Origin of the sequence: Amycolatopsis sp. NPDC051371 (assembly GCF_040682155.1) — a bacterium.
In the GTDB taxonomy this organism is placed as follows: Bacteria; Actinomycetota; Actinomycetes; order Mycobacteriales; family Pseudonocardiaceae; genus Amycolatopsis.
In genome coordinates this window covers 349867-373446 of sequence record NZ_JBFBAG010000003.1, presented here as the reverse complement: position 1 = coordinate 373446, position 23580 = coordinate 349867, and the positions used below count along the sequence as shown (strand labels likewise).

23 protein-coding genes and 1 pseudogene are annotated in these 23580 nt (G+C 66.5%); 13 read left to right on the top strand and 11 right to left on the bottom strand.

The window, feature by feature from the left end; translation table 11 throughout:
• Positions 1–31: 31 nt before the first annotated feature.
• The 6 genes from AB0M59_RS06290 to AB0M59_RS06265 all read right to left on the bottom strand — a co-directional run bounded on the left by AB0M59_RS06290 (position 32) and on the right by AB0M59_RS06265 (position 2983).
• Positions 32–196, bottom strand: a complete 165-nt coding sequence (locus AB0M59_RS06290; RefSeq protein ID WP_364609608.1) for an FxLD family lanthipeptide — start codon at positions 194–196, stop codon at positions 32–34.
• A gap of 65 nt (positions 197–261) precedes the next feature.
• On the bottom strand, positions 262–1503 hold the full coding sequence (gene fxlM / locus AB0M59_RS06285) for a methyltransferase, FxLD system (RefSeq protein WP_364609605.1): 1242 nt from the start codon (positions 1501–1503) through the stop codon (positions 262–264).
• A gap of 54 nt (positions 1504–1557) precedes the next feature.
• Complete coding sequence (locus tag AB0M59_RS06280; RefSeq protein ID WP_364609602.1) at positions 1558–1890, bottom strand: hypothetical protein; 333 nt, start codon at positions 1888–1890, stop codon at positions 1558–1560.
• The gene (locus AB0M59_RS06275) at positions 1883–2197 is read right to left on the bottom strand and encodes a hypothetical protein (protein ID WP_364609599.1); all 315 of its coding nucleotides are present in this window, start codon (positions 2195–2197) and stop codon (positions 1883–1885) included. Before AB0M59_RS06275 ends, AB0M59_RS06280 begins: the two co-directional genes overlap by 8 nt.
• Before the next feature lie 20 nt (positions 2198–2217).
• The gene (locus tag AB0M59_RS06270; protein ID WP_364609597.1) at positions 2218–2526 is read right to left on the bottom strand and encodes a hypothetical protein; all 309 of its coding nucleotides are present in this window, start codon (positions 2524–2526) and stop codon (positions 2218–2220) included.
• Positions 2527–2545: 19 nt separating this feature from the next.
• A complete protein-coding gene (locus AB0M59_RS06265; protein WP_364609594.1) occupies positions 2546–2983 on the bottom strand; it encodes a hypothetical protein in 438 nt (145 codons plus the stop codon).
• A gap of 322 nt (positions 2984–3305) precedes the next feature.
• Here AB0M59_RS06265 and AB0M59_RS06260 point away from each other — a divergent pair, with 322 nt between their 5' ends.
• The 3 genes from AB0M59_RS06260 to AB0M59_RS06250 all read left to right on the top strand — a co-directional run bounded on the left by AB0M59_RS06260 (position 3306) and on the right by AB0M59_RS06250 (position 7030).
• Positions 3306–4133: a hypothetical protein gene (locus AB0M59_RS06260; protein ID WP_364609591.1), complete on the top strand. Its 828-nt coding sequence runs from the start codon at positions 3306–3308 to the stop codon at positions 4131–4133.
• A 5-nt stretch (positions 4134–4138) separates the two neighbouring features.
• On the top strand, positions 4139–4963 hold the full coding sequence (locus AB0M59_RS06255) for a hypothetical protein (RefSeq protein WP_364609588.1): 825 nt from the start codon (positions 4139–4141) through the stop codon (positions 4961–4963).
• A 555-nt stretch (positions 4964–5518) separates the two neighbouring features.
• Complete coding sequence (locus AB0M59_RS06250; RefSeq protein ID WP_364609585.1) at positions 5519–7030, top strand: peptide deformylase; 1512 nt, start codon at positions 5519–5521, stop codon at positions 7028–7030.
• A gap of 567 nt (positions 7031–7597) precedes the next feature.
• On the opposite strand, the gene AB0M59_RS06245 is transcribed toward AB0M59_RS06250, so the two are convergent.
• Positions 7598–8074, bottom strand: coding sequence for an NUDIX hydrolase (locus AB0M59_RS06245; RefSeq protein WP_364609582.1), 477 nt, complete (start codon positions 8072–8074; stop codon positions 7598–7600).
• A gap of 513 nt (positions 8075–8587) precedes the next feature.
• On the opposite strand from AB0M59_RS06245, the gene AB0M59_RS06240 reads away from it, so the two are divergent.
• Both AB0M59_RS06240 and AB0M59_RS06235 read left to right on the top strand, forming a co-directional pair.
• Positions 8588–8896: a hypothetical protein gene (locus AB0M59_RS06240; RefSeq protein ID WP_364609579.1), complete on the top strand. Its 309-nt coding sequence runs from the start codon at positions 8588–8590 to the stop codon at positions 8894–8896.
• Positions 8897–9044: 148 nt separating this feature from the next.
• Positions 9045–9527: pseudogene (locus tag AB0M59_RS06235) on the top strand (cation diffusion facilitator family transporter); the annotation flags it as partial.
• Between the two features lie 54 nt (positions 9528–9581).
• On the opposite strand, the gene AB0M59_RS06230 reads toward AB0M59_RS06235, so the two are convergent.
• Complete coding sequence (locus AB0M59_RS06230; RefSeq protein WP_364609576.1) at positions 9582–9866, bottom strand: zf-HC2 domain-containing protein; 285 nt, start codon at positions 9864–9866, stop codon at positions 9582–9584.
• A 178-nt stretch (positions 9867–10044) separates the two neighbouring features.
• A complete protein-coding gene (locus AB0M59_RS06225; protein WP_364609573.1) occupies positions 10045–10440 on the bottom strand; it encodes a DJ-1/PfpI family protein in 396 nt (131 codons plus the stop codon).
• Positions 10441–10652: 212 nt separating this feature from the next.
• Here AB0M59_RS06225 and AB0M59_RS06220 point away from each other — a divergent pair, with 212 nt between their 5' ends.
• From AB0M59_RS06220 to AB0M59_RS06210, 3 genes are all read left to right on the top strand, one after another.
• Positions 10653–10925 (top strand): hypothetical protein, encoded by a 273-nt coding sequence (locus AB0M59_RS06220; RefSeq protein ID WP_364609570.1) that lies wholly within the window; start codon positions 10653–10655, stop codon positions 10923–10925.
• Between the two features lie 462 nt (positions 10926–11387).
• Entirely contained in the window at positions 11388–11810 is a 423-nt protein-coding gene (locus tag AB0M59_RS06215; protein ID WP_364609567.1) for a hypothetical protein, read from the top strand.
• A 72-nt stretch (positions 11811–11882) separates the two neighbouring features.
• Complete coding sequence (locus AB0M59_RS06210; protein ID WP_364609564.1) at positions 11883–14183, top strand: tetratricopeptide repeat protein; 2301 nt, start codon at positions 11883–11885, stop codon at positions 14181–14183.
• Between the two features lie 38 nt (positions 14184–14221).
• On the opposite strand, the gene AB0M59_RS06205 is transcribed toward AB0M59_RS06210, so the two are convergent.
• A complete protein-coding gene (locus AB0M59_RS06205; protein WP_364609561.1) occupies positions 14222–15490 on the bottom strand; it encodes a cytochrome P450 in 1269 nt (422 codons plus the stop codon).
• A 389-nt stretch (positions 15491–15879) separates the two neighbouring features.
• On the opposite strand from AB0M59_RS06205, the gene AB0M59_RS06200 reads away from it, so the two are divergent.
• Complete coding sequence (locus AB0M59_RS06200; RefSeq protein WP_364609558.1) at positions 15880–18264, top strand: LuxR C-terminal-related transcriptional regulator; 2385 nt, start codon at positions 15880–15882, stop codon at positions 18262–18264.
• A gap of 108 nt (positions 18265–18372) precedes the next feature.
• Here the strand turns inward: AB0M59_RS06200 and AB0M59_RS06195 are convergent, their stop codons facing one another.
• Positions 18373–19563, bottom strand: coding sequence for a cytochrome P450 (locus AB0M59_RS06195; protein WP_364609555.1), 1191 nt, complete (start codon positions 19561–19563; stop codon positions 18373–18375).
• Between the two features lie 1400 nt (positions 19564–20963).
• Between AB0M59_RS06195 and AB0M59_RS06190 the strand changes: the two genes are divergently transcribed.
• The 4 genes from AB0M59_RS06190 to AB0M59_RS06175 all read left to right on the top strand — a co-directional run bounded on the left by AB0M59_RS06190 (position 20964) and on the right by AB0M59_RS06175 (position 23360).
• Positions 20964–21641, top strand: a complete 678-nt coding sequence (locus AB0M59_RS06190) for a hypothetical protein (RefSeq protein ID WP_364609552.1) — start codon at positions 20964–20966, stop codon at positions 21639–21641.
• A 61-nt stretch (positions 21642–21702) separates the two neighbouring features.
• Positions 21703–22197, top strand: coding sequence for a hypothetical protein (locus AB0M59_RS06185; protein WP_364609549.1), 495 nt, complete (start codon positions 21703–21705; stop codon positions 22195–22197).
• Positions 22198–22293: 96 nt separating this feature from the next.
• Positions 22294–22509, top strand: coding sequence for a hypothetical protein (locus AB0M59_RS06180; RefSeq protein WP_364609546.1), 216 nt, complete (start codon positions 22294–22296; stop codon positions 22507–22509).
• A gap of 401 nt (positions 22510–22910) precedes the next feature.
• Positions 22911–23360 carry an SH3 domain-containing protein gene (locus AB0M59_RS06175; protein ID WP_364609543.1) on the top strand — a complete coding sequence of 150 codons (450 nt, stop codon included), beginning with the start codon at positions 22911–22913 and terminating at the stop codon, positions 23358–23360.
• Positions 23361–23580 lie beyond the last annotated feature (220 nt).

Sequence of the window (23580 nt, the reverse complement as noted above, 5' to 3'; positions counted from 1 at the left end):
ACCACGCCGTCACCGGTCAGCGCACCGCGGATCAGCAGGTGCTGTTCGAGCAGGCGCTCTGGCAGGTCGAGCCGCAGTTGTCGTCGGTGTTGCGCATCAGGTCGGCCACCACCGGCCCGGACGCGACGATGGTCAGGTCGAGGTCGAACTCGGTGTCCGGTCCTGCGGTCAGGGCCGGGGTGTGCTGCAACGTCATGCCGAAATCTCCTCTACAGCGTTTGGTGAATCATGCGGATGGGACTGCCTGCCCGGTCCCCTTGGTCAGGACGGGGACGGCCAGGAAATCAGGACGCGCGTGTGGTTCTTCTCGATCAGGCGGCCCTCGCCGATCTCGGCGTCGGGGGTGCCGGCCGGGAACACCTCGATCCGCGCTCCGGGACCGTGCCGGTGCAGGCGGTCCCACTCACGGATCAGCGCGACATACTCCTCGGCGACGGCCTCGCCGTCGCGGCCGTGACCGTAAACGACGAACTTGAAGGACGTGCGGTCGTCCGAGGTCGCCTGCGAGGCTCGATAGGCGAAGCTGCACCCGGCCAGCGCCGTTTTCGCGCCCATCCGGGCCGAGCGCTGCACCAGTCCGGACTCGATCGCCTCGGGCGTGGCCACGAGCAGCCCGAAGTCGTCCAACGCGGTGGCTAGGAAGAGGTCCAGCTCGTCGAACGACTCGAACCCGCCCACCTCCACCCCCGATTCCCGCACGACCTGCGGCAGGCTCAGTGCGTCGCGCAGGGCGTCGGCATCCACGACCTGGTCGCCGTCGACGCGCAGCGCGACGTCCTCGCCGGACAGCAGGACTAGCCGCTCGGCGTTGGCGCCCGCGCCCAGGATGGGAACGAATCCGCACAGCACGTAGCCGCGGCTGACCAGGCGGCCCTGCTCGCGCACCAGCGCGACCGAGCGGGTGAGCCCGCGCATACGCAGCGGAACGACCAAGAGACCGCCCTCGGCCAGTTGCTCGGTCCAGGCCGGCGGAATGTCCCACGCTCCCGCGGTGACGATGATCCGATCGAACGGGGCGTGCTCGGGTACGCCCCCCTCGGCGTCCGCGCGCAGGACCCGGACCTGGGTATACCCGGTCTGGGCGAGGAACTCGGTGGCGCGGTCGGTCACGAACGGGTCGATGTCGACGGTGGTGACGTGCCCGCCTGTGCCGACCAGTTCGGCGATAAGCGCGGCGTTGTAGCCACCGGACCCGATTTCCAGTACCCGCATTCCGGGCTGGATGTCAGCCTGTTCCAGCATCATTGCCTGAATCCGCGGCGCGGACACCGAGCTGGTCGCGAGCCCGTTCTCGTCCCGCTTGGTGATGACGACGTCGTCGCGGTTGTAAACCTGCGCCAGCGGCGCACCGGGGGCGAACGCCTCGCGCGGCACCGTGGCGAATGCCTGGATCACCGGGGCGGTGCACAGTTCGTCGTGGGCGCGCAGCTGGTCGACCATCGCTGCGCGCAGCGCGGCGGCATCCTGCTCGGTGGCGGTCCCGTCATCTCGTAAGGTGTTCACTCGATCACTCTTCCAGTAGATGTTCCCCGGCTGCGGGTGCACGCGCCGGGAGGATCAGGTGGCTGCCGGGCGGGGCGGGCGAAGGCTGTGTCGCCCGGGTGCAGCGGTGCGGTGGACGGCGTCGCCGACGAGATCGCGGTAGGCGGCTTTCCATACCATGCACCGCGCCCGGTGCCGCCACGGCGTCGCCGCACAGGAGCGGCAGCGGCCGTGCTCGTCTGGCTCATGGTCGGCCAGCAGCGCGCGGAACGCGCCGGTCAGCCGCACGATCTCGGAGTCCGCGAGGGCGGCTTTGCTGTGCTGGTCGCCCTCCTCGGCGAGGCGATCGAGGTAATCCAGCCGCCCGAACACCGCATCGCGGAGGGCGGAGCTCAGTACTTCATCCATGGTCGTGTTCCTCGCCGAAGGTGCCGGTCTCGGGCGGCCACGCTCGCGAATCGTGCGGCGTAGCCGATGCTGCGGGCGGAGGCCACAGGCGCGGATGCAGTTCCACTGGGACGACGTCGCCGACCCGCAGGCGCGCATTGTGCATCCGGTGCGCTGCGTCGTAGAAGTAGGTGCACGGCCAGAACCGGGCCGCGCACGTCGGGCAGACCGCCGGTGCGCCGGGCTCGGGCAGGTGCCGGGTCAGATCGTTGATCGCCTCGGCAGCACGTCCGGCCGGACTGTCCGCCGCGACCACCAACCCGGCCATCGGCCGGATGTTCGCACCCTTCATCGCGGTTCACGCCAATCCCGCTCGGGCAGCTCGACCGCGGCCCACCGGTCGAACCGGTCGATCAGCACCGCGGACGCGGCGTTTCCGCGCTGCTCGGCGCGGATCTCGGCGGTCATGGCGTGCGCGTCGGCGTCGGGGATCACGAGAAGTCGGTGGACCTGCGCGCGCATCCGATGTTCGGCGGCCAGGGCGGAGGCCGCGGCCAGAACCGGGTGCTGGTAGCCGCCGGGCGGGGCGGTGGCGAAGGCGCGGACCACCGCGGCCGCGAGCGGCGGCGAGGGTGTGCTTCCCGCCGAGGTCGTCATGGGGCCGCGATCACGAGTGTCACGAGGCCAATCCGCTCGGCCCGGCCATGGGTGGCACCGGTCGTCCGGTCATCTCCCATTGGGTGAAGTTGACGACGATGCGGTCCCACAGGCCTGGCTCGCCGACTTCGGCGACGTGCATCCGGACGCGGTGTGCGCGGTCGTCCCGGCAGGCCAAGACCCGCACGGCGGCACGGGCGGTGGTGTCGAGGAACAGGTGCTCGTCGATGCGCCGCTGCAGGGTCCGGCGCCGGTGCTCGACAGTGGGCAGGCCGGCGCGAACGATCGCAGCCGCGGCTTGGTGCTCGATGCCTGGCACGAAGCATGCCGGAATCAGCCGCGAGCGCTGCAGCTCGGCGATCACATCGGCATGGCGATCGACGCGGCGAGTCCGTCGCCTCATGCGGGTGATGAGATCGGACAGGGAGGGCCTAGCCGTCGTCAGGAGTGCGGTCATCAGATGGGCTCCTTCACGATCGGACTCGATCAGGTTGGGGGGATGAGAATCGGTCGGCGGTCGCAGGTGATGCGGCGGTATGCCGGTAGTCCTCGGTGCAGACCGGCTCTCCCGCGAGTCCGTTGCTCTCGTCCGTGCTCTGCAGGTCTCCGTCGTCGGCTTGTCCACGCAGGCGTCGATCGCGTCTTCCGTCCGGCCCTGATGTCGTGGTTGATACCCCTCAACTCCGTGTCCCATCGAGATTCGGTTGCTTAGTTTAGTGGTATTAACTGGATGCTAGGGTGCGGCAAGCGAGCCAGTCAAGAGGTCTAAACTCGTGAGGGTGAGTATCGATCGCGAGTTCGACGAGCTGCGCCGTGACCCCGATCCGCTGCGTCGCGGGCGGCGGGCGACCGAATTGCTGACCTACTACAACCAGCTGGCCGCTGAGCTCGCTCGCATCCGCCGCCACGCGATCGAGTGCGCTCGAACCGACCTCGCCATGAAAGACAAGGACATCGCCCCGGAGGTCGGGCTGACCAAGAGTCGGCTCTCGCAGCTGATGAAGACCGCGCCGGCCGCCGAACGCCTCTTCTATGGCCATGGTCCCGTCAGCATCAGCGTGCCGTTCCGCTATCAGACCACCGATCGGGAACGCCCTCTGATCGCAGCCGAAGACGCCGAGGCCGCCGACCAGTTGGCCGAGCTGCTCCACTCCTTGTCCTTCGTTGTCACCCGTCGTCAGATCGAACCCGAGCAGGCAGCGCTCCCTGACGGCGACGCGGTTGTCGTCTGTGGACCGAAGTCGGCACCGGTTGGCGCGCATCTGCTCGAAGCCGACCCTGCACTGCGCATGGTCCAGTCCGGATCTCGCTGGTGGGTCGAGGAGGTCGGCACCGGTGTTCGGCACGGCTCCCCGGCGGATGAACCCGCTCCGCAATCTGGCGACATTGCCTATCTTGCACGGCAAATCCGGGACGGGCGGGTGGTCGTGCACATCGCTGGGATTCACACGATCGGCTCGCTCGGCGCCGCTCATTTCCTCGCCAACAATCTCGCGGCGCTGTTCACCATGACCGGTGACGCGTCCTGCTCGATGGTGATTCGTTGCTTCGTCGATGACCGGCACGTCACTGCCAGCGAACTCCTCGCCGGCCCCTTCATGTGGTGAGCCACGTGGAGACAGTATCCGCTCAGCTTCCGGCAATCCACGCCAGCGATGACAAGATCGTCACCATGACCAACGGTGTGATCATGCTCGACGGGGCCTCGGCGTTCGCGCCTGTGCCAGTTCCTCCTGCGGTCTATGCCGCGGAGCTCGGCGCACAACTCAAAGACCGCCTTGCTCACGCGCCCGGCGGAGACCTTGCGGAGGTTCTCGGGGAGGCAATCCGCGACGTCGCTGCGCGCTTGGATCTTCGCCCGGGCGAGTCGCCCTCGAGCACGGTCACGATCGTGCGTGAGCACGACGGCTGGCTCGATCTGTTGCTGTTGGGCGACAATCTCGTCGTGCTGCCTACGACGATCATTACGGACACGCGCCTTGGCCGGCGCGACCTCGAGCCAAGCAGGCGGTACCGGCGGCGCCTCGCCGGTGGCTTCGGGTTCGACGCGGCTCACCGAGCCATCCTGCGAGAGCTGCAGATGCAGCAGGCCGATCGTCGCAACCGGCCGGGGGGATACTGGATCGCTGAGGCGGAGCCTGCCGCAGCGGCGAACGCCCTCGTCCGCCGCTTCCGAACCGCCGAAGTCCCTTGGGTCGGCTTGGCCACCGACGGCGCCTACAAGCCTATGCAGCACCTTCATCTGGACGACTGGCCGCAGCTGGCATCCGCTGAACCTGAGTTCCTCGAACAGGTCCTGCGCCGATGCGAGAAATGGGAAGCTCAGGACGACCCTGCAGGGGTGGACCTGCCGCGTGCCAAACGTCACGACGACAAGAGCATCGCGATCGCGATTCCTACGACACAACCGCGCACAACCGACGCGATCACCATGTGACCTCGGTTGCAAGACGATCATGGGCTGCGAGAGACGGCTACGCAGTCGCGCTCGCACGGCCCCGTGCAGACCCGCGAGCAGCGCCTCGCGGGCGTGGGCGGTGTGCAGGTCGTTGGGCGGCGACACCGCCACCGCGTCGACCAGGCCGCGGTCGCTCATCTCCGCCCAGCTCAGCGTCCGACAACCCGGCGACGCCGTCCGCAACACTTCCTGCCTCCGGACCGGATCCAGTTCGCAGACCGCGGTCACCTCCGCCCGGTCGATGCCGTCGAAACCGGCGACGCGCCGCACGCCGTGCCGCAGCACCACCACCACACCAACCCGCACCAGACGCATCGAGGTGTCACTTGCGCTCGTTTCGTCCATGGCCCCTCCTCGCACTCTTCTGCGACCTGCCACCTCACGCCCGCCGCTCCGACCGTCTCCTGCCCTGATCGGGTGCGCCGTGCGGGCAGCAAGATCGAGGACACCGCACGCACGCTGTGGGAAACTAGACTGAGCGACGACTCACGGTGCGTTCACACACACTCACGGTCCTGATCGGCGGAGGCGGCGATGACGACGGGCGCGACCAGCACCACCGACACCGGCGGACCGGGCGCCGAGGTGAACGTGTTCGCCGTCGAGCTGGAGCGCTGGCGTGATGTACGCGGCTATTCCCGCGCCGCGCTGGCCAAAGCGATGGGGTACGACCGCTCCTACGTCTCCAAGGTCCTTTCCGGCACCGAGCGCCCCTCCGAGGCCTTCGCCGGGCACGCCGAAAGCGCACTACGCGCCGGCGGTGCCCTGCACGCCGCGTTCCGCGACTTCGAAGCCCGCCGCCCGCCGAAGGCCCGGCCCGCCGTTCCGCCAGTGCTCGACGCGACGGCCGGAAGCCTCGTGGTCGACCACGACGACGCGACCCTGCGCTACGACGACGGCGTCTACCGGCTCACCCAACGCCGCCGCCTCGTCAACGAAGGCACCGAACCGATCACCCGGTACCTGATCCGGATCTCCGTCGACCGCTACCCCGGCGACCCCGAACGCTCGAACCGGCTCTACAGCGAAAATCCGCTCGCCTGGGATGAAATCAACCTGCACGCCTGGCACGGCCGGAACCGGGCCGACGCGATGGACTGGACTCCCCATCACGACCGCGATGCCTTCAAGGAAGTTTGGCTGCTCTTCGCCGGGCAACGTGGCCATTTTCCCTTGTATCCTGGGGAATCTTGCTGGATCGAGTACGAGTACACCGTAAGCGAAGTCCACTGGGGCAACTGGTTCCAGCGCGCGGTCAGGCTCCCAACCCGCACTCTGTCGGTCTGCCTCGACTTCCCCGCAGACCTGTCGGCCGCCGTGTGGGGATTGCACACGTCGATGACCGCGCAGGCCATGCCGTTCGCCACCGCCATCGCCCGCGACGACACCGGCGACCGGCACGTGTTCTCCTGGTCGTGCGAAGACCCGCCGCTGCACGCCCGTTACCGGCTCGAATGGGACTTCCGCGGCCACGCAGCTGCCGTCGACGGTCCGCCGCCAACGCCGAGCTCCGTCATGGCCTCACTCGGCATCGTGCAGGACACCGACCCGGCCCTGCGGCGCGTCGCACGCCGCTTCGATCTGCCAGCTGAGGCCGAAGACGCCCGCCGCGTGGTGACCGCGCTGAACTCGGCGTGCGAGCGCGTCGCCCACGCGCACACGTTCGGCAAAGGCATGGGTATTGCGGCGCCCCAGATCGGTATCGACAGGGCAGCGGCGATTGTGCGCACGCCGGACGGCGAGGCGATCACCCTGTTCAACCCGACCATCATCGAGTCCGCAGGAGATGTCGACGAGCAGTACGAGGGCTGCCTGTCCTTCTTCGACGTCCGTGGCCAGGTGCCACGTCCGCACGTGATCCACGTCGAGCACACCACGGTTGATGGGCAGACGAAGATCACCATCTTTGCGCGCGGCGTGGCCCGCCTCGTCGCGCATGAAGTCGATCACCTGCACGGCACGCTCTACACCGACAAGATGCGCGAGGGAGCCGAGCCGATCCCAGTCGAGCAATACCGCGGCACCGGCACCACCTGGAAGTACTGATCGCCCGCAGCCGCGGCGGCAACGCCCTCGCCAGTCTCCGCAAAGCTTGCAATGTTCGTCAATGCCCCTGGTGTACGCAGGGAACTACGGGACGGGGATACGAGATGCGAGCACGGAACGCCTGCGCCACCGGGCCGTCCGGTAGCGGGGCAGTCCGGCGGTAGCCGACGGTGTGGGCGTGGGCCGCAGCGACCAGGGTGCGGCCATAGCCGAGCCGGCGAAGCGGCGTTGACGTGGACGTAGTCGAGGGTCGCGACCCGGCAGTCGAGACAGCACGTCAGGGTGAGGGTGGTCACAGCCGTGCCGTCGAGCACAAGCTCGATCCGGCCCGTCGAGGCGCTGGTCTACCTCGACCTCGACCTCTACGAACCCACCCGCGACACCATCAACGCCATCCGGCCGTACCTCACCAAGGGCAGCGTGCTCGCCTCGACGAACTCGCCTACGCCAAGTGGCCCGGAGAAACCGCAGCCCTGCGCGACACCCTCGGCACCGACCACGCCACCCTGTGCACACTGCCCGGCCGCCCCACTCCGACGTACCTACGATGGGGCACCTAGCCGCAGCTCAGGCGGCTGCGCCTACCTCGACCAACAGGGCCTCTCGGTTGGCCAGGATGAACTCCTTCAACGCGGTCGGCTTCAAGTCGATCGACGCGAGATCGTCTCCCCGAAGGTCAACCCGGTCTAGGTCATACCCGCCGCGCGACGGGTCGCTGAACTCCGGGCCACTCCGGGCCGACTCGTCCAGGCCAGCCAGCCGCGCCACAAAGAAGTGCTGCACAGCGACTCCACCGTCCGACGGCGAGCTGAAGAGGAACACCTGCGAGGCATCCGTGGCCTTCGCGCCCAGTTCCTCCGCCAGCTCCCGGTACAAGGCCGCCTCCACCGAGGCGTCAGTGTTCTCGACACCGCCACCGGGCGCGGTCCAGTACGGCGCCTGCCCCGGCTTGGTCCGCTTGATCAACACCAACCGAGCGAGATCGTCGATCAGGATCGCCCGTGCGGCACGCCGTCCCACTGCCACCGTCAACTGATCCGTCACATCCCAAAGCTTACGACCCGCCGCTTCGCCCAATCACGACACCAGATTGATCGACGACCGTCTGTCACAGTCGGGACACCCGTTCTTGACGCCGGTGGGCACGGCCCTGTTCGACGCGTGGCCGCGCCGGGCCCTGGGGCGAAGCTGCCGGCTAACTCTGGGACGGCCTGATCAGTGTGGCTGATACGAACGGTTTCCTCGAGCTCAAGCGGAGCCGCGACCGGAACCGTGCTTCACATGGGCGAACACCGGGTCAAAACTCTGACCGGCTACGACGCAACCCAACGCTTTACCGTGCACGCTGCCGTACTCGGTGCCCGAGCACTTGGCTGGCCCGATCATCAACTACCACCGCCCCACGCGTTGGACCGATCGGGACCTACCAGCACGAATGCCTGGCCGCCGGATGAAACAGCGAAACCGTGAATCCATTCTGGCAACGCGGTACATGCGATCCAACTACGTTCTTGCTATACTAATTTCTCAAGGGGGCAAGCCGGTGTTGAGGTAGATATGACTGACTTCCCGTTTTCGGAGAATCCGGCAATAAATCCTGCCCGTCCCTGGGGAGACTCTGACGAAGTCCGCCGTGAACTGACCATGTGGCTGAAGAAGATGCCGGATAGCCAAAAGGCGCTCCTGCGCACCGTGATCGAGAACGGCGAAGGCACGCTCGACGACAGGACGTTGGCGACAGCCGATGCGATCAACAAGATCGCTGAGGCCTTCGGCTTCGTAAACCTTGTCGAAATCGACAGCAACGGGGCCAGTCTGGCAGGCGGAGCACGAGAACCCCTCATCGTCTTGGGCTTATACCGCTGAAATAGTAACCGCGGTGGCTACTGACTTCGAATCACGCGCGTTGTCAACTGGGTGCTGGTTCGGACAGAGATTGGCGAACGTTTGCTGACGACAAACAGAAGGATCACTGCGCGTCCCGGACGCTGCTGCTCCTGACCAGTCCTCTTGCATCGGCTCCGCCGCCCTGGTTGCAGACGGCCTGTACGCCCGGACCGACGGCTTCACCTCACTTGCGGTAGTGCTCGGCGCCGTGGGTGTCTCGCTCGGGTTCCCGCTGGCCGACCCGATCCTCGGGCTGGTCATCACGGTGGCGATCCTGTACGTGCTGCGGGACGCCACGAAGGAGGTGTTCCGCCGTCTCATGGACGCGGCCGACTCCGCCACCGTCGATCTCGTCGAACACGCAGCCCGCGAGGTGCCCGGGGTGCTCGGCGCCCGGGATCTGCGGATGCGCTGGATCGGCCACAGCCTGCGCGCGGAACTCGCGGTCACCGTCGAGGCGACGCTCACCGTAGACCAGGCCCACCGTCTTGCCCATGATGTCGAACATCGCCTGGTGCGCACGATCCCGCGGCTGACCGCTGCGGTCGTGCACGTCGAGCCTTCATCGGGCGCAGACGTCGCGCATGATCCACTGGCCCGCCTTCGGTGACGCAGGGCGTCTCCGAAGGTCATCACTATGATCCGCTCGCCCGGTAACCGAGCTTCAGCCTCGGGCGATGAGTGCGCTTAGCAGGATCACAGCGAGCGCAACCAACGCGATCACTATGAGGCAGCTCATCAGGAAACGTGCTGGCCGTGTCTGCTGGGGCCGCGACGACACGATCCTCGCCCAGACACGGTCGGCCAGCAACGTTACGTCGCGAGGGGTGAATGATGTGAGCTTCGCGCGGCAGTCTGCGCATGATTCCAGGTGTGTCTCCAGTTCCTGGACGACGTCCGGCGGCAGCTCGACGCCCATGACGTAATCGGCGATGAGCTGGGCAGACACATGGCTTCCACTCATGACAAATGCCTCCGGTGCCAGGGAGCACGCACGCTCGCACTCGGAAGACGACCGGATTGCGAAAACGGTTCTCGCGGGATGCTGCCCGATGGGACGACGATGGCCCACAGCACGGTGAGGCTGGCGAAGACGACCTACGACACCGGTGGAGAGCCGGCAACGGTCAACTGTGCCAACGGCTTGAACCTCGCGGCATCGACCGCAATGCCGCGGGCCGGAAACGAGACTGACGTGGAAACCAGTGACGGCACCACGACCGGGCGTCCGGTCGCACGGTCACATCGGGGAACCGTGCGGCCAACTGGGCGCACATGAACCAGTGCGTTGTGGCCCGCCTTCCCGTCAGCAACCCGACCTCCGCCAAGAGGAACGCACCGGTACACACCGAGGTGACCCGGCGTGCGGCACCGCCGAGCCGGCGGATCTCGGCGATCAGTCCGGATGGGAACCGGTCCAGTTGGCCCGGCGGAGGCCCGGGCACAACAACCGTGTCCACCGAATTGTCCACATCGGACACTTCGTTGTCCACGTCGATCACTACCCCGGTGTCCGAGCGCACCGGCCGACCATCCAGGGAGGCGTGGCTCACCCGGCAGCCCGCCCGGCCCGTTGAGGACCCTGTATCGGCCCGGCGAGGTCGAGCAGCACCACACCCGCGCACACCACAACGACGACGTCGCGCCGGTTCACGTCAGTCACACCGGAAGTCTCGTGAGGAAACGAGAGGTTCTCACGGACAACCAACCCACAGATCCGGACATCCGCCGCGCCGTGACCGGCCGCGTGGACAATGACGTCGAATCCCGCGTCCTTCGCCGAACTCCTCGATCGCGCCTGCCGGAGACCGCACGAGGTGAGTACCAGGGCCTGGCCGCCGCGGGCTCGGCCACGGCGGAGACTGTGTCCCCGTTGATCATGACGAGCCTGCTCATCGATGGTGGCCAGCCGGGCTGGCTCGTACTCGGAACGGTGTTCCTGCTGGCGGGCCTCGGTATCGTGCAAGCTGCGAAGTGGTCGCTGCGGCGTCCGGCTCGGCTGGACTAACGGACGGCGAGCCGGTTGCGCACGGGATGACCGGCTTTGCCCGACGTACCCGCGATCATGATCGCCGACCCCAAGCCCGGAAACTGCGTGATGTCCCGGCGCAAAAATGTAGAGCACGGCATGCCGCAGAAACGCCCGGGTTGGGCACGGCGACCGCCGGCCCGACGGCAGAACAGCGATGCAGCCGCATGCCGTCCACCGGCGCACTTTGACGAGGGATCTCCACGGGTAGAGGTGCCGGCGGCATGCGGCGGCACGCGGCCCTAGGCATGGTCACATACCGACGTTCGACCGACGAGAACGAGCGGACCGGCGGGATGGTCGTCGGCCACTTCACCTCGGCGACCCGGCTACAGCCCGGCGACCGCTACCGTCCCGCGAGGCGGCGAAGCCACGCACACCTACACGGAGGTCGCCGTCCTTACCGGCCCCTGCGGCGCGATCTCCGGTACGGCGCTGCGCTTGAGCTATGAGACCTCTCCGGAGTATGCCCGTGGTCGCGAAGTGAGCGCCGTTTGGGCGCGGGAGGTGCTGCGGGATCCGGCGGCCATGATGCTGGCACTGCTGCGCGCCGAGAGCGACAAGGTCATCGTGCACGGCGAGGACGTGGCAGGTGAGGTCCTGTTTCACCACGTGATGTCATTGGCTGATGTGCCGGACAAATTGGACGTGCTGATGGGGCGAGTGCGGCTGGATCAGCTTCCCTCATGGGTCAACGACGCTGCGATCCAGGGTGTGTTCGAGCATCGGCTGCTGGCTGCAGTGACCGAGGCGCCGCTCGCGATTCAGAGGAGTAACGGTTGTAAACACTGCAAGTGCGCTGAGGCCAGTGCGACGGAGGTTGCCGGTCGTCGGCTGAAAAAGCGCTGTCTAACGATACGCTGACACTTGTACCAAGACCTGCTCTTACGAGGATGTGCAGGTTTTGGTGTAAGCCGTAGGTCAGGGAGGGCACCGATGAGCAACCAGAACGGGGAAGAGGGAAGCCAGGGGCTCGGCCCGCACCAGGAGACGCGCACCGCAGCAAAACAATACGGAGAGGCGCTATCCAGGCGTGCCACGGCCTTGGGGTTTAGTTCAGGACGGGAACTGGCGCGCACGCTCAACTTTAGCCCAGCCTACGTCGCTCGTGTGCTGTCCGGCAAGCAGGTGCCGTCGCAGGAGTTCGCCCAGCACGCAGACGATCTGTTGAAGGCTGGGGGTGCGTTAGTGGTGCTGTTCGAGGCAGCCCGTTACGAGGCGATGGCGCGTGTAACTCAGCTGCCACCGGGGCCACGGCCGTTTGTCGGCCGCGACTCCGAGCTCGAAGAGCTGGATCAGCTGCTACTCGATGACGCGCAGAAGGTGCCGTCGGTGGTTGTCGTGGATGGTCCGCCAGGGGTGGGGAAGACCTCCACGGCGTTGACCTGGGCGCACCAGGCGCAGCACGAGTTCGACGGGGCATTATGGGTCGACCTGCGCGGCTACAGCGCCGGGACCCCGGCCGAGCCCGGCGAGATTCTGGAGAGCCTCCTATTGGGTGCGGGTGTAAGCCCGCAGCGGATACCGCCAGAGACTCGGCGACGCGCCAGCCTACTGGCCAGTCTGCTCTACGGGCGCCGGATGCTGGTGATCCTGGACAACGCGTTGGGTGAAGAGCAGGTCCGGCCGGTGCTGGCCGCAACGGCGACGTGCGCGGTGCTGATCACTAGCCGTAAACGGCTCAGCGGTGTGATCATCGACCCGGGCGCCGATTCGCTGACGCTGCCGCCGTTGCGGCATGACGAAGCGGTCGCGCTGTTGCGCGACCGGATCGGTAAGGACCGCTCGTCGACCTCGCCGGCGGCGCTGCGCACCGTGGTGCGGCTGTGTGCACAGCTTCCGCTGGCGGTCCGGATCGCGGCGGAGAAGATCGCAGCGAACCCCTTTCAGAGCGTGGACGAGCTCGCCGAGCAGTTGGCGGCCGACGCGAAGCGGCTGCAGACACTCGAGGTACCCGAGATGTCGGTGCGCGCAGCGTTCGCCTGGTCCTACCGAACCCTCCCGGCCCGCTCTCGGCAGTTGTTTCGACTGCTGGGTCTGCATCCCGGTGCCACCTTCAGCGCGGAAGCGGCCGCGGCGCTGTTGGGCGCGGGCCAGGCCGGTGTGCGGATGGAGCTGGACGAACTCACCAGCGCTCATCTGGTCCGTGCGGTGTCGGCGACGCATTTCGCGATGCACGACCTGATCCGGGCGTTCGCCGCGGACGAGGCGTCGCAGCCTGACTATGCCGGCGAGCGCGTCGCCGCGGTGCGACGGTTGGTCGAGTGGTATTGGCAGGCCACCGGCGCCGCCTTCAAGGCTTTAGTGCCCAACCGGGACCACGAGATGGACCTGGGGACACCGGCCGACGGAGTACCGCGGTGTGCGTTCGCATCGTTCGATTCGGCTTTCCGCTGGTTTGCCGGAGAGATCGGCAATGTCACCGGCGTCAGCGTTCTGGCCTGCGAGTACGGGCTCTTCGAGATGGGCTGGAGGATCCCGGTTCTCTGGTTGGACTACCTGATGTTCGCACGTCCGTGGGAGACCTGGGTCTCCAGCCAGACCGCGGCGATTGCGGCAGCCGAGGCGGGTAACGACGCGCTCGGCATCGCACGTGCATCGGTCAATCTCGCCGAAGTGCACCGACGCCTGCACAGGCTCGATGCTGCGGGTGGCTGCTACCGGGTGGCCGCCGAGCTCGCCGACTCAATCGGGCCGGACGTGTCCACAGTGTGGGCGTACATCGGACTAGGCAATATCGCCCACGAGCTCGGCGACTATGCCGAGGCGGCCGCGAAGATCGAACGAGGGATGGTCGAGGCCCAGCGCATCGGCTACGCGATGGGCGAGGCCACAGCGCGCGTGCACCTCGGCAGGTCGTTCCGCGCGCTGGGCGATCGGGAGCGCGCATTTGAGCACGGCAAGCAGGCATTGGACTGGTTCACCGCCGAGCAGGACGAGCAAGGTCGTGGGTACGCCGCAGCGCCGCTGGCGCGGGCCTACCGGCACTTCGGATTGCTTGAGCAGGCCCTGACCTACAGTGAGATCGCCCTGGAGGCCTACCGCGCCTCCGGGCACGATCTGTGGGGGGAGGCCGACGCGCTTGATGAGCGCGGCCGCGCGCTGGCGCTACTGGGCGAGCCTGAGCAGGCCCGGGCGTGCTGGGTTGAGGCCAAAGCCCTGGTCCGAGACGTGGACCAGGCTAAAGCGGACGTCATCCAGACGCAGCTTGATGCCATGGATGAGTCTGGACCGTAGTGGCTGTTGTTGCGAGTGTGGCCGTTCGTAGCGCCCAGTCATCGCCGGTCGATGAGTACTGGTAGATGCGTTAGGCCGCGGGTGATGCCGTTAGGCCACCACTCGAGTTGGCTCTCGGGTACGGCCAGCTGCAGGCTTGGCAGGCGGTCCAGCACCATACTGACCGCGGTGGCGGCATGAGCGCGGGCCATTGCCGCGCCGATGCACACGTGCGGTCCACCGCCGAAGGCGAGGTGACGTCCGGTGCGGCCCGGTCGGAACTGATCCGGGTCCGGGAAGATGTCAGGGTCGCGGTTGGCAGCCAGCAGCGACAGCAGTACCGGATCGCCGGGATTCATCGGCTGACCGGCCAGAGTCAGGGGCTCGGTCACGAACCGCCAGGTGGCGTTCTGGATCGGCGCCTGCAGGCGCAGTGTTTCCTCGATGACCGCCGTGAGGTAAGAGGGTTCTGCATGCGCGCGGGCCTTGTCGTGCGGGTGGGCCAGCAACGCGAGAATCGCCGATGCGATCGCCGACGTGGTGGTCTCGTGGCCTGCGACCACCATCACGAAGAGGTTGGCCACGGCTTCGTGCCGACTCAGAGTGCCCGCGTCGATCTGCGCGAGCAGGTCTGCGGTCAGGCCCTCGCTCGGGTGGTGCGCGTGTAGGTCGAGTACTTCTGCGCAGACTGCCTCGAGTTCATCGGTGGCGGCGAGCGTCGTCGCCAACGGGACTCCGCCTTCGGCGATCACCTGGGCAGATTGGCTCAGTCGGTGCAGCAGTTGCTGCGGGATACCGATCAGGTTGGCGATAGCGGCGATGCTGAGTGGGTAGGCGAAGTCGGCGACGAGATCGGCGGTGGGCTGCCCTTGCAGCTGGTCGATCAGCACGCCTGCGAGGGTGTCGACTTGCGTGTTCAGACTGCGCTGCCGTCCGCTGCTGAACGCCGCAGCGCACGCGCGGCGGAGCCGCAGGTGGGTTTCGCCATCCTCGTTGGACATCTGGGCGAGGAGGCTCTCGCGTAGGTCGGCGGGCAGGCCCAGCGGCACTTTGTGCCACTGAGGCGACGCCATGGCCGGTCGCTTTGACAGCCGCGAGTCCTGCAACCCGGCGCGCACGTCGTCGTAGCGGGTCAATAGCCACGTCCATGTGGTCGCGGTCAGCTCAAGCTTGTGGGCCGGGGCATGCGCGCGCAGCCAGGTGTACGCCTCGGACGGGTTTCGATTGAACTCGATGCCGGAGAGCGTCGGTGACGTGCTCTGTCGCTGCCCACCACGTGACCGGCTGAGCTCCGTCGGGCCGGTCTTAGCGCCGGGATTCGTGGACATGAGCCACAGCCTGCCAGATGACCGGAATCGGCGGCCAGAGCCGAACGATGCGCCTTGTCTCATCGTCAGGGGGGAACACAAGTCATCTGCTTCGGGTGTCTCCTTTTCAAAAGGAGGCACGATCGGGTCACCCAACTCTGGTAAACGCCCTGCTCAGGCCGCGATACTGGTCATCAGAATGCGGTCCAGGGTACGAGGTTGGGGAAGCCCTGGGGCCTGCGGACAAGGGGAGGTGCCAGCGATGAAGGGCGAGATCAGGTCCGCGTTCAGCGTGGCCGATTCTGCCCCGCTGGCGCGAGTGGCAGATCAGCCGGAGGTCCAGGTTGACGGTCGTGGTCGATGCCATGAGACCTCGGTGGCCGCGTCAGATGGACAGGGCGGGGGAGAGCGTGGTCGAGGACGGCCGTGAAGCCGGCCCAGCGGCCACTGGTCGCGATGCGTCGACGGACGAGCGGGCAGACGGGTTGCTGGCTTCGGTCGAGGACGCGCAATTGACCAGCTTCGTCGGTCGGTCCGGGCTGATTGCTCAAGCCCAGGCTCGTCTGCGCAATGCGCGCCTGGTCACCCTGCTTGGCTTGGGCGGTGTGGGCAAGAGCCGTCTGCTGTTTCGGCTGGCCGCTGAACCTGAGGTACAACGGTCATACCCAGACGGAGTCTGGGTAGTCCGATTGGTGGACGTCCCGGCACGAGATGACCTGGTCGCGGCAGCGTGCGCGGACCAGCTGGGCCTGTTGGACAACGCGGACGGCTCGCCCGTCGCCCGGCTACGCGAGTTCTTTCGGGAGCGCCGCGCGCTGCTGATGCTCGACAACTGCGAGCACCTGACCGAGGGAGCCCTCGGCGAGGGACAAGTGTCCCGGCTATTGACCACCCTGCTGCCGGCAGCACCGAAGCTGACCGTGGTGGCGACCAGCCGAGTCAGGCTGGGCGTAGCGGGCGAACACCTACTGCACATCGAACCATTGTCCTCGGCTGATGCCCTGCGCCTGCTACGTGACCGCGCACAGGCCGCAGGCCGGACGATCACGAACGTCGAGCTGCCGCTGGCGCAACGTCTGTGCGAGATGCTGGGCGGTCTGCCGTTGGCCATCGAACTGGCGGCCGGGCAACTCGATGTGATGACACTTGCGGAGATTGCCAAGCATCCCGAACTGCTACGGCTACTCGTCGACGGCCTGTCTGAACAACGCCACCACCGCACGATGCATGCGACCATCAAATGGTCCTACGACCTGCTGGATGAGTCGGAACAGCGCCTGCTCGCCACCGTCTCGGTGTTCGAAGGCGGATTCGATCTCGACGCGGCCGTCGCGGTCTGTCCGGAAGCCGGTATCGATGCCTCTCAGGTGCCCGCTCTGCTGCGGAATCTCGTCCGCAAGTCCCTGCTGCTGGCTGAAGCCACAGGAGACCACACGCGCTACCGCATGCTCGAACTCATCCGACAGTTCGGCCTGCAGTTGGTGTCAGAGGCGAAACAAGAGTGGGCTCTCCGCTCCGCGCACGCACGGTATGTTCTCGACTTCGCGTCGAGCGTACGTGAGCAGTGGTTCGGTCCGGAGGAGCCGGCGCTGATGCTTCGGATGCGGGCCGAGCTGCCCAACTCGCGTGCTGCCCAAGAGTTTCTCCTGTCATCGGGTCAGACGGCTGACGAGGGCCTTCAGCTGGCTGTCGACATCACCGCGTCGCGTGCGTTTGTGTTCGCCGGTGTGCTGGCCGACTGCCGGCGCATGCTGACCCGCGCGCTTGAGAAGCAACACCAGAACACACCAAGCATGGGTCAGGCTGCGGCCCTGAGCCAGATCGCCTGGATTGCGCAGATTCAGGGCACCGATGCCGCAGGCCCTGTCCTGCAGGCGGCCGAGCGACTCGCTGCCCGCCTCGGCTGCGAGGATTCGTTCGGACCTCTGTTGTATGCCCGCGGTTGTCGGCTGTGGCTGGCCGAGCCGGATCAGGATCGTGCGTGGGACAGCATTGCGCTGCTTGGCCGTGCGGAGGCCGCTTTCGCGGAGTCCGGCGATCACGGCAGTGCGTACATGGCGGCACTGTACGGTGCGATGGCGACTGTGTTCCTGGGCAGCGCGGACGCCGCGTTCGCGGCGGGTGCCCGAGTACTGGAGACGGCCACCGCAGCGCGGGCGGAGTGGTGCATTTCATGGGCCAAGTGGACCTGTGGGCTGGCCGAACTGCTCCACGGCAACCTGCGGACTGCGATCCAGTTTGCGCAGGAGGCATTGCGGATCCAAGTGGCGATCAAGGACCGGTGGGGCCCACCCTGGGCACTGTGGCTGATCGCCCTGATCTTGCTGCGGCTTGGCAGGTTCGAACAAGGTGCGAGGCTGCTCGGAGGCGCGCGCGTCGCTCAGCGACTGACCCAGACCAGCGTGGTGGGGTTGTCGCAATTCTTGCGCGTGCAGCGTGCTGTTGAGGCTCACGCACGCCAGAGGTTCGGGGACAGGTTCGAGGTTGAGCTCAAGGTTGGGGAAAACGCCGCGGCGTCGATCGAGGAGGTCTACGCGTCAGCCTTGCAACAATTCGACACTGAAGATGAGGTCTCGGCCGCCCCGCGGGCCGCGGACAAGTTGACCGATCGCGAGCTGCAGATTGCCAAGCTGGTGTCGAAACCGATGAGCAACGAAGAAATCGCCGAAAGACTTGGAATCAGTCACCGCACGGTGGAGAAGCACGTACAAAGGATCCTGGCCAAGTACGGCTTGAGTACCCGCACGGACATTGCGGTGTGGTACCTGCGTACCGTCGCCCCGCTGGAGGCATGACGATGCTCGGCGTGCAGGGGCGGCGCGTTGAGGCCGCTGGCGATCAGGCGCCGAGGTCCTTGGGTGGAGCGAGCCATGCGGCCACGCGGGCGGGGAAGAAGCTGCCGCTCAACGACCGCCGAGTATCGCAGGCAACGCGCTGAAGCCGTTCATGATGACGCTGGGATTGTGGCGCAGATGATCGATTCCCGCGGCAAGGCGTGCGTTCGGAAACTCGCGGGTCACCGCAGTGAACGCGACTTCGGCTTCCATCCGCGCGAGAGGAGCACCGAGGCAGTAGTGGATCCCGCGTCCGAAGGACAGGTGGGTCGCGTTGCGGCGCACGTTGAAGTTGTCGGCGTCCGGATACCGCTGCGGATCGCGGCCGGCGCTCAGTAAGGACACCAGCACGATCTCATCGGCGGGGATCACCACGCCGCCGTACTGAACCGGCTCCCTGGTCCAGCGGTAGGTTGCCATGCGGACTGGACTGTCGAATCGCAAGATCTCCTCGACGGCGCCGGGAACGAGCTCCGGTCGTTGGCCTAGCAGTTGCCAGCGCTGCGGATCGGCCAGCAGGTGGTACACACCGTTGCCGATCAAGTTGGTCGCGGTTTCATGTCCGGCGACAAACAACAAGAACACCATGTCCATCACCTCGTCAACGCTCAACTCGCCATGGTCGGCCAGTTCCACGAGCGCCGACAGCAGACCATCGTCCGAACTCGCGCGCTTGGCAAAGATCAGCTTGTCGAAGTAGTCCTCCATGTCGCGCGAGGCAGGAAGCACCCGGTCCGGGACGTCTTCCATCAAGGCGGTCGTCCAGTCGCGGAACTGATGACGCTCGTCCAGCGGTACGCCGAGCAGCTCGCAAATCACGACGAGCGGTAGCGGGAACGCGAGGTGTTCGATTACGTCGACTGGGCGGTTGCGAGGCAGGTCCTCGAGCATCCGCGAGACCAGGGTCTCGATGTCCGGGCGGAGCAGCTGGACCCGCCGGAGTGTGAAGACCTTGGACACCCGCCGACGCAGCTCATCGTGACGAGGGTTGTCCATGAACAGGATGCTCGACGAGCCGAACATCCGCGACAGTTCGGGAGCTTCGCCGGCGCGCCGTAGCTGAGCGCCGAGAATACGGTGTATGCCCGTGCTGTCCTTGCTGAGACGCTCGTCGGTGAGAGCAGCCAGCGCATCAGCGTGATCCCCGATTACCCATGCGGTCACACCGCTGGGCAAGGTCGCCTGATGCACAGCCCCCTGTTGCCGCTGCGCCTTTGCCGCTTCGTGGGCGCGCTCCCAGTCGAAGATCTCCGCGGTCATGGTCACCCTCCAGTCCGACCGTCGTCCGGAAACGAGCCGTGAACGCGTACGGCCGTGACCGATCCGGCACGACGACTCCGCAGCGCCGTGCAAGGTGGCCGAACCACCGCAATGATGATTCGCTGAACGCCGTTCCCCGTCGTCGGCCGATGAGATTCCTTGGTCTCAGCATGGTGGACGGGTCTCGCCCGGTCATCGGCGCACACACGTAGTTCGTCACGGCATCACCACGTAGCCCCGAAGACAGGGCATACGTGCTGACACGTACGCGAGATCGGTCGCCGCGGCGACAAAAACCGACAACGGTGGGCGATGCGCAGTAGTCCGATGGGCCCGAATATCGATCGGATAATTGAAACTCAGCACGCCTCCGTCGTGGCCCAATGATGGCAATTCAATCAAGACCACTGCGTGTGGCGGCTGCTACTCGCCGTGGCAAACATGTGCGCCCATTCGTTGCAGCTACGTGCAGGCTCGTACTGCGTCGGTGTCAGCATGCCACGCCGAGTAGTGAATACGCGCGCTCGCGCATTGACGTCGTGGGCCCCGATCGGTCTATCGTTCACCCAGTCCCCAATGCTGGCGCTGGCCCTCGGGGCCTGCGGGGCTCGGTGTTCTTCCCTGCTGATCGTGCCTCAGCGACGAGTTGAGCGGTATTTGCAGAAAGGGATCTAGTCCGAGCGTTTCCTCGCAGTTGGCTTTCCACTGGAATTGAGGCACCTATGATTACCTCGGATGAGAACCTGTATGGGTGTCCATGTGTGAGCACGGTGCTCATCGTTCGTGATGACGAGACGGGGTGGGCGCATGTCGCCTACGACATCGATCCACGACGAAGGCCGCGAACCGCCGGATTTGTCCTGTGCGAAAGCGAGCATGCCCCGCTGATGGGGATGACGACAGCTGGCTTCCGCCTGGCGAGCGCATATCGGGTCAATTCGTGGTCGACGGCGTTCCTCTTCGAGCGAGTCGCTGTATGCCTCGCCCACCTACCGGAGCCGCCTGGCCGTAGCACCGAGGGCGACGATGCGGGTGAAGTTCGGACTGCGTTGAGGGGCCGATTGCTGCAGCTGGTGCGGTAAGTGGTCATCGGGGTCGTTATCGAGCGACGTTCGAGACCGTTCGCGGGTTGAGCGTTCGGGCGTCTCGCGCTGTCCGATCGGTGGAGTGCTCCGGAAAAGCCGGCCGGTCGATGAAGTCTCCTCGGCGACAGGGCCGGATTGAACGAACGGGCCGCTCAGTGAGGGCGTCTCGGGCTAAAACGCAGCTCTTCCTGGTTGGTGGCTGCCGAAAGCGTTTGGAGACAGGAAATGGCAACACATCCTTTACGGTCACACTCGATAGTCGGCCTTAGTGAGCTTCAACTGCGTGGACGCCTCACCGCACTTGCCGGTGGCACTATGGCCATGGGCGTTGGTATCGCGTTGCTGGTCTGGTCACGACTGGGCATGGTCCCCATGGACGTCCTTCACGCCGCGGTCAGCCACGCGACCGGCTGGACGTTCGGCAGCGGCATCATCGTCTGCCAGCTGGCACTCGCAATGACCTTCATCCCGCTCAGGCTCAAACCTGGAGTCGGGACGGTCGCCGCCCTCGTGATTCCTGCGGTCGTGGCCGACGGGACGCTGGCGCTGCTGCCCGCGCTCGACGCCTTTCCGATACGAGTCGCAGCCTTCGCGTCCGGCGGGTTCGTCTTCGCCGCCGGCGTCGCCGTCTACCTATCAGCCAATCTGGGCAGGCTTCCACGTGACGGACTCATGATGGCATTCTCCGGCCCGCCCAGTGATGACCGCCGAGCCGGAGCCAGACGCGTTGCGCTGACCCGCATCGCCATCGACGCAGCGTTCGTCGCCGGAGGCGTCGCGCTGCTCGGGCCCGCGAACGCCATCCACATCGGCGCGCTGTCGCCGGGCACGCTCCTGCTCGCGGCCGGAACCGGCCCCTTGATCGCCTACCTGCTCGACGTAATCGCTCGAATTCCCGGCTTCTCGCCGCAGCCCACTCGGGCCGTGCCTCGCCACGGAACCGGTCGTCACCGGCGCGCACAACGCGCCAACACCTACGGCGATCGGGCATGACCCCGACCGTCTCCAGATTCCCACTCAAGCCGGAAAGTCCGCACACGTAGAGGAAACGATCATGACTCAGAACGACATTCAGATCACGAGAGGGGAACTCGGCGAGCCCGTCATGGGGCCACGGCGACAACAGCTCACCGTCGCGGTGCACTCCGGTCTGGCCCCGATCCGGACCCTGTCGTCCGGGAAGGTATGGATGGCCGGCGGCCACCACGCGCTCGCGCACATCCATGCCGAGTCCGAGATCCAGGTCTACGTCGTGCGAGGCAGGATCGCGTCGCTCACCGGCCCCGACATGACGCCGACCGTGCACGGCCCCGGCTCGTTCGTCTACATCGCACCAGGCGTGGAACACGTAGGCGTAAACCTGGATCCGTACGAGCCTGCCGAGCTGCTGGAGTTCCGCACCGATCCCGCGTTCAACGAGGATGTGGTCCCCCTCTCCGGCTTGGACTCTCTCGCCGAGACCCGTGTTGCCGAACTGCGCCGTGAGTACCTCCTCGGCCGCTGCCACGAACGGCTCGCCGTTCCATCCGTGCATGCCGTGACCCGGTGAGGCCCGCGGCCACCCACAAGCACCCGCACAAGTCTGGTGCGGACACCGGAAACACGCCACCGCGGCCACTGCCGCACCAATCGAAAGGGAACCGCCATGCAGAACATCCAGATCGTCCGGGCCATCCTCGCCGGATCATTCATCGTCGCCGGGATCGTGGCTGGAGCGGGCGCGGCGTCCGCCGCGACGACCCACCAGTCCGCCCCGGCCGCCGTCTCGGTCAGCCCCGACACCCGCGAGGGCTCGATCACCGCCGCATCCTCCGGCGGTGCGCCGGTGGTGACTCCCGACGGCACCCGGATCTGGTGGTAGGGCCCGGGGCTCAATCGCCACCGCGAGCCGAATCTGTCCCGCCGGTCGCGGCAGGGACATCGAGACACTGACGAGCCATGTCGCGCAATCCGCACGTCGACCGACAATAAATGCTGCCCTGAATAGGGTAGTTCGACAAATCAAATAAGCCGCCTCGGCGCCCTTGACTTCGATTGTTTTCTTGGGCAGCGTGGACGGCATCAGCAATCACAGGCGCTGATCGTGGGGATCATCCAGCTAGTACCGGGCTTCGCAAAGGCCGTCAGGTTGGGGAACTTGGCAGCACGGCCTTCGCTCCGAAATGGAATTCAGGCGCATTTATCTCGCGCATCCATATCGTAGACGATCCGGGTGATGACTCCCTGCGACTTTCATTCCAGGAAAGTTCACAAGGAGATCCGATGTCATTGACTCGAATAGCGAAGACCGGGCTGATCGCCGTTGCCGCGGTGGCGAGCCTGCTCGGCGGGACAGGCCCCGCCACGGCACACAGTTCGGCGGTGGCTTCCGGACCGGACGGCGCCCGCATCGCCGCGCTGCCGGGCACCCGCGAAGGAGCGGCGCCGCACGCCACCACCGCGGTGAACGCCGTCCGGCCGGCCGCGGCAGCCGCGCTGCCGGCGAGTTACGTGTCCGGCGACGGAGTGCGCATCCGGACGGGCCCCGGCACGAACTACCGCATCGTCGGCCTGGGCTACTACGGCCAGCGATTCGTGCCCTACTGCTACCGCACGAATCCCACCATGGCCGGCGTGTGGGTCCTCGGGCAGGTCAACTACGGGCCGATCGGCTACGTGCACTCGTCCTACCTGCACATCAACAACTGGAACATCGTCAACCTCTGCGGCTGACCCGCGACCGCGTCGGTGGGTTCGCGCCGCGTTCGCACTGCGAGCCCACCGACGCCAACCAGCCTGCTCTGCTGCCGAATCCGTCGTGGTCGACGGCCCGCCGACCACAGCGAGAGCACCTCGGGGCTCGTGAGCCCGCGGCCACCTCTCCCCACGTCGATGGTGGCCGCCTCCCGGGAGGCTGCCGGCGAATCCACCCTCCACCGCCGGCAGCCTCCCC

Bases quoted from the DNA above. Each gene is read 5' to 3' on its own strand.
- AB0M59_RS06290 (WP_364609608.1), bottom strand. From the start codon at position 196: ATGACGTTGCAGCACACCCCGGCCCTGACCGCAGGACCGGACACCGAG.
- AB0M59_RS06280 (WP_364609602.1), bottom strand. From the start codon at position 1,890: ATGGATGAAGTACTGAGCTCCGCCCTCCGCGATGCGGTGTTCGGGCGG.
- AB0M59_RS06275 (WP_364609599.1), bottom strand. From the start codon at position 2,197: ATGGCCGGGTTGGTGGTCGCGGCGGACAGTCCGGCCGGACGTGCTGCC.
- AB0M59_RS06270 (WP_364609597.1), bottom strand. From the start codon at position 2,526: ATGACGACCTCGGCGGGAAGCACACCCTCGCCGCCGCTCGCGGCCGCG.
- AB0M59_RS06265 (WP_364609594.1), bottom strand. From the start codon at position 2,983: ATGACCGCACTCCTGACGACGGCTAGGCCCTCCCTGTCCGATCTCATC.
- AB0M59_RS06250 (WP_364609585.1), top strand. From the start codon at position 5,519: ATGACGACGGGCGCGACCAGCACCACCGACACCGGCGGACCGGGCGCC.
- AB0M59_RS06240 (WP_364609579.1), top strand. From the start codon at position 8,588: ATGACTGACTTCCCGTTTTCGGAGAATCCGGCAATAAATCCTGCCCGT.
- AB0M59_RS06210 (WP_364609564.1), top strand. From the start codon at position 11,883: ATGAGCAACCAGAACGGGGAAGAGGGAAGCCAGGGGCTCGGCCCGCAC.
- AB0M59_RS06205 (WP_364609561.1), bottom strand. From the start codon at position 15,490: ATGTCCACGAATCCCGGCGCTAAGACCGGCCCGACGGAGCTCAGCCGG.
- AB0M59_RS06195 (WP_364609555.1), bottom strand. From the start codon at position 19,563: ATGACCGCGGAGATCTTCGACTGGGAGCGCGCCCACGAAGCGGCAAAG.
- AB0M59_RS06190 (WP_364609552.1), top strand. From the start codon at position 20,964: ATGGCCATGGGCGTTGGTATCGCGTTGCTGGTCTGGTCACGACTGGGC.
- AB0M59_RS06185 (WP_364609549.1), top strand. From the start codon at position 21,703: ATGACTCAGAACGACATTCAGATCACGAGAGGGGAACTCGGCGAGCCC.
- AB0M59_RS06180 (WP_364609546.1), top strand. From the start codon at position 22,294: ATGCAGAACATCCAGATCGTCCGGGCCATCCTCGCCGGATCATTCATC.
- AB0M59_RS06175 (WP_364609543.1), top strand. From the start codon at position 22,911: ATGTCATTGACTCGAATAGCGAAGACCGGGCTGATCGCCGTTGCCGCG.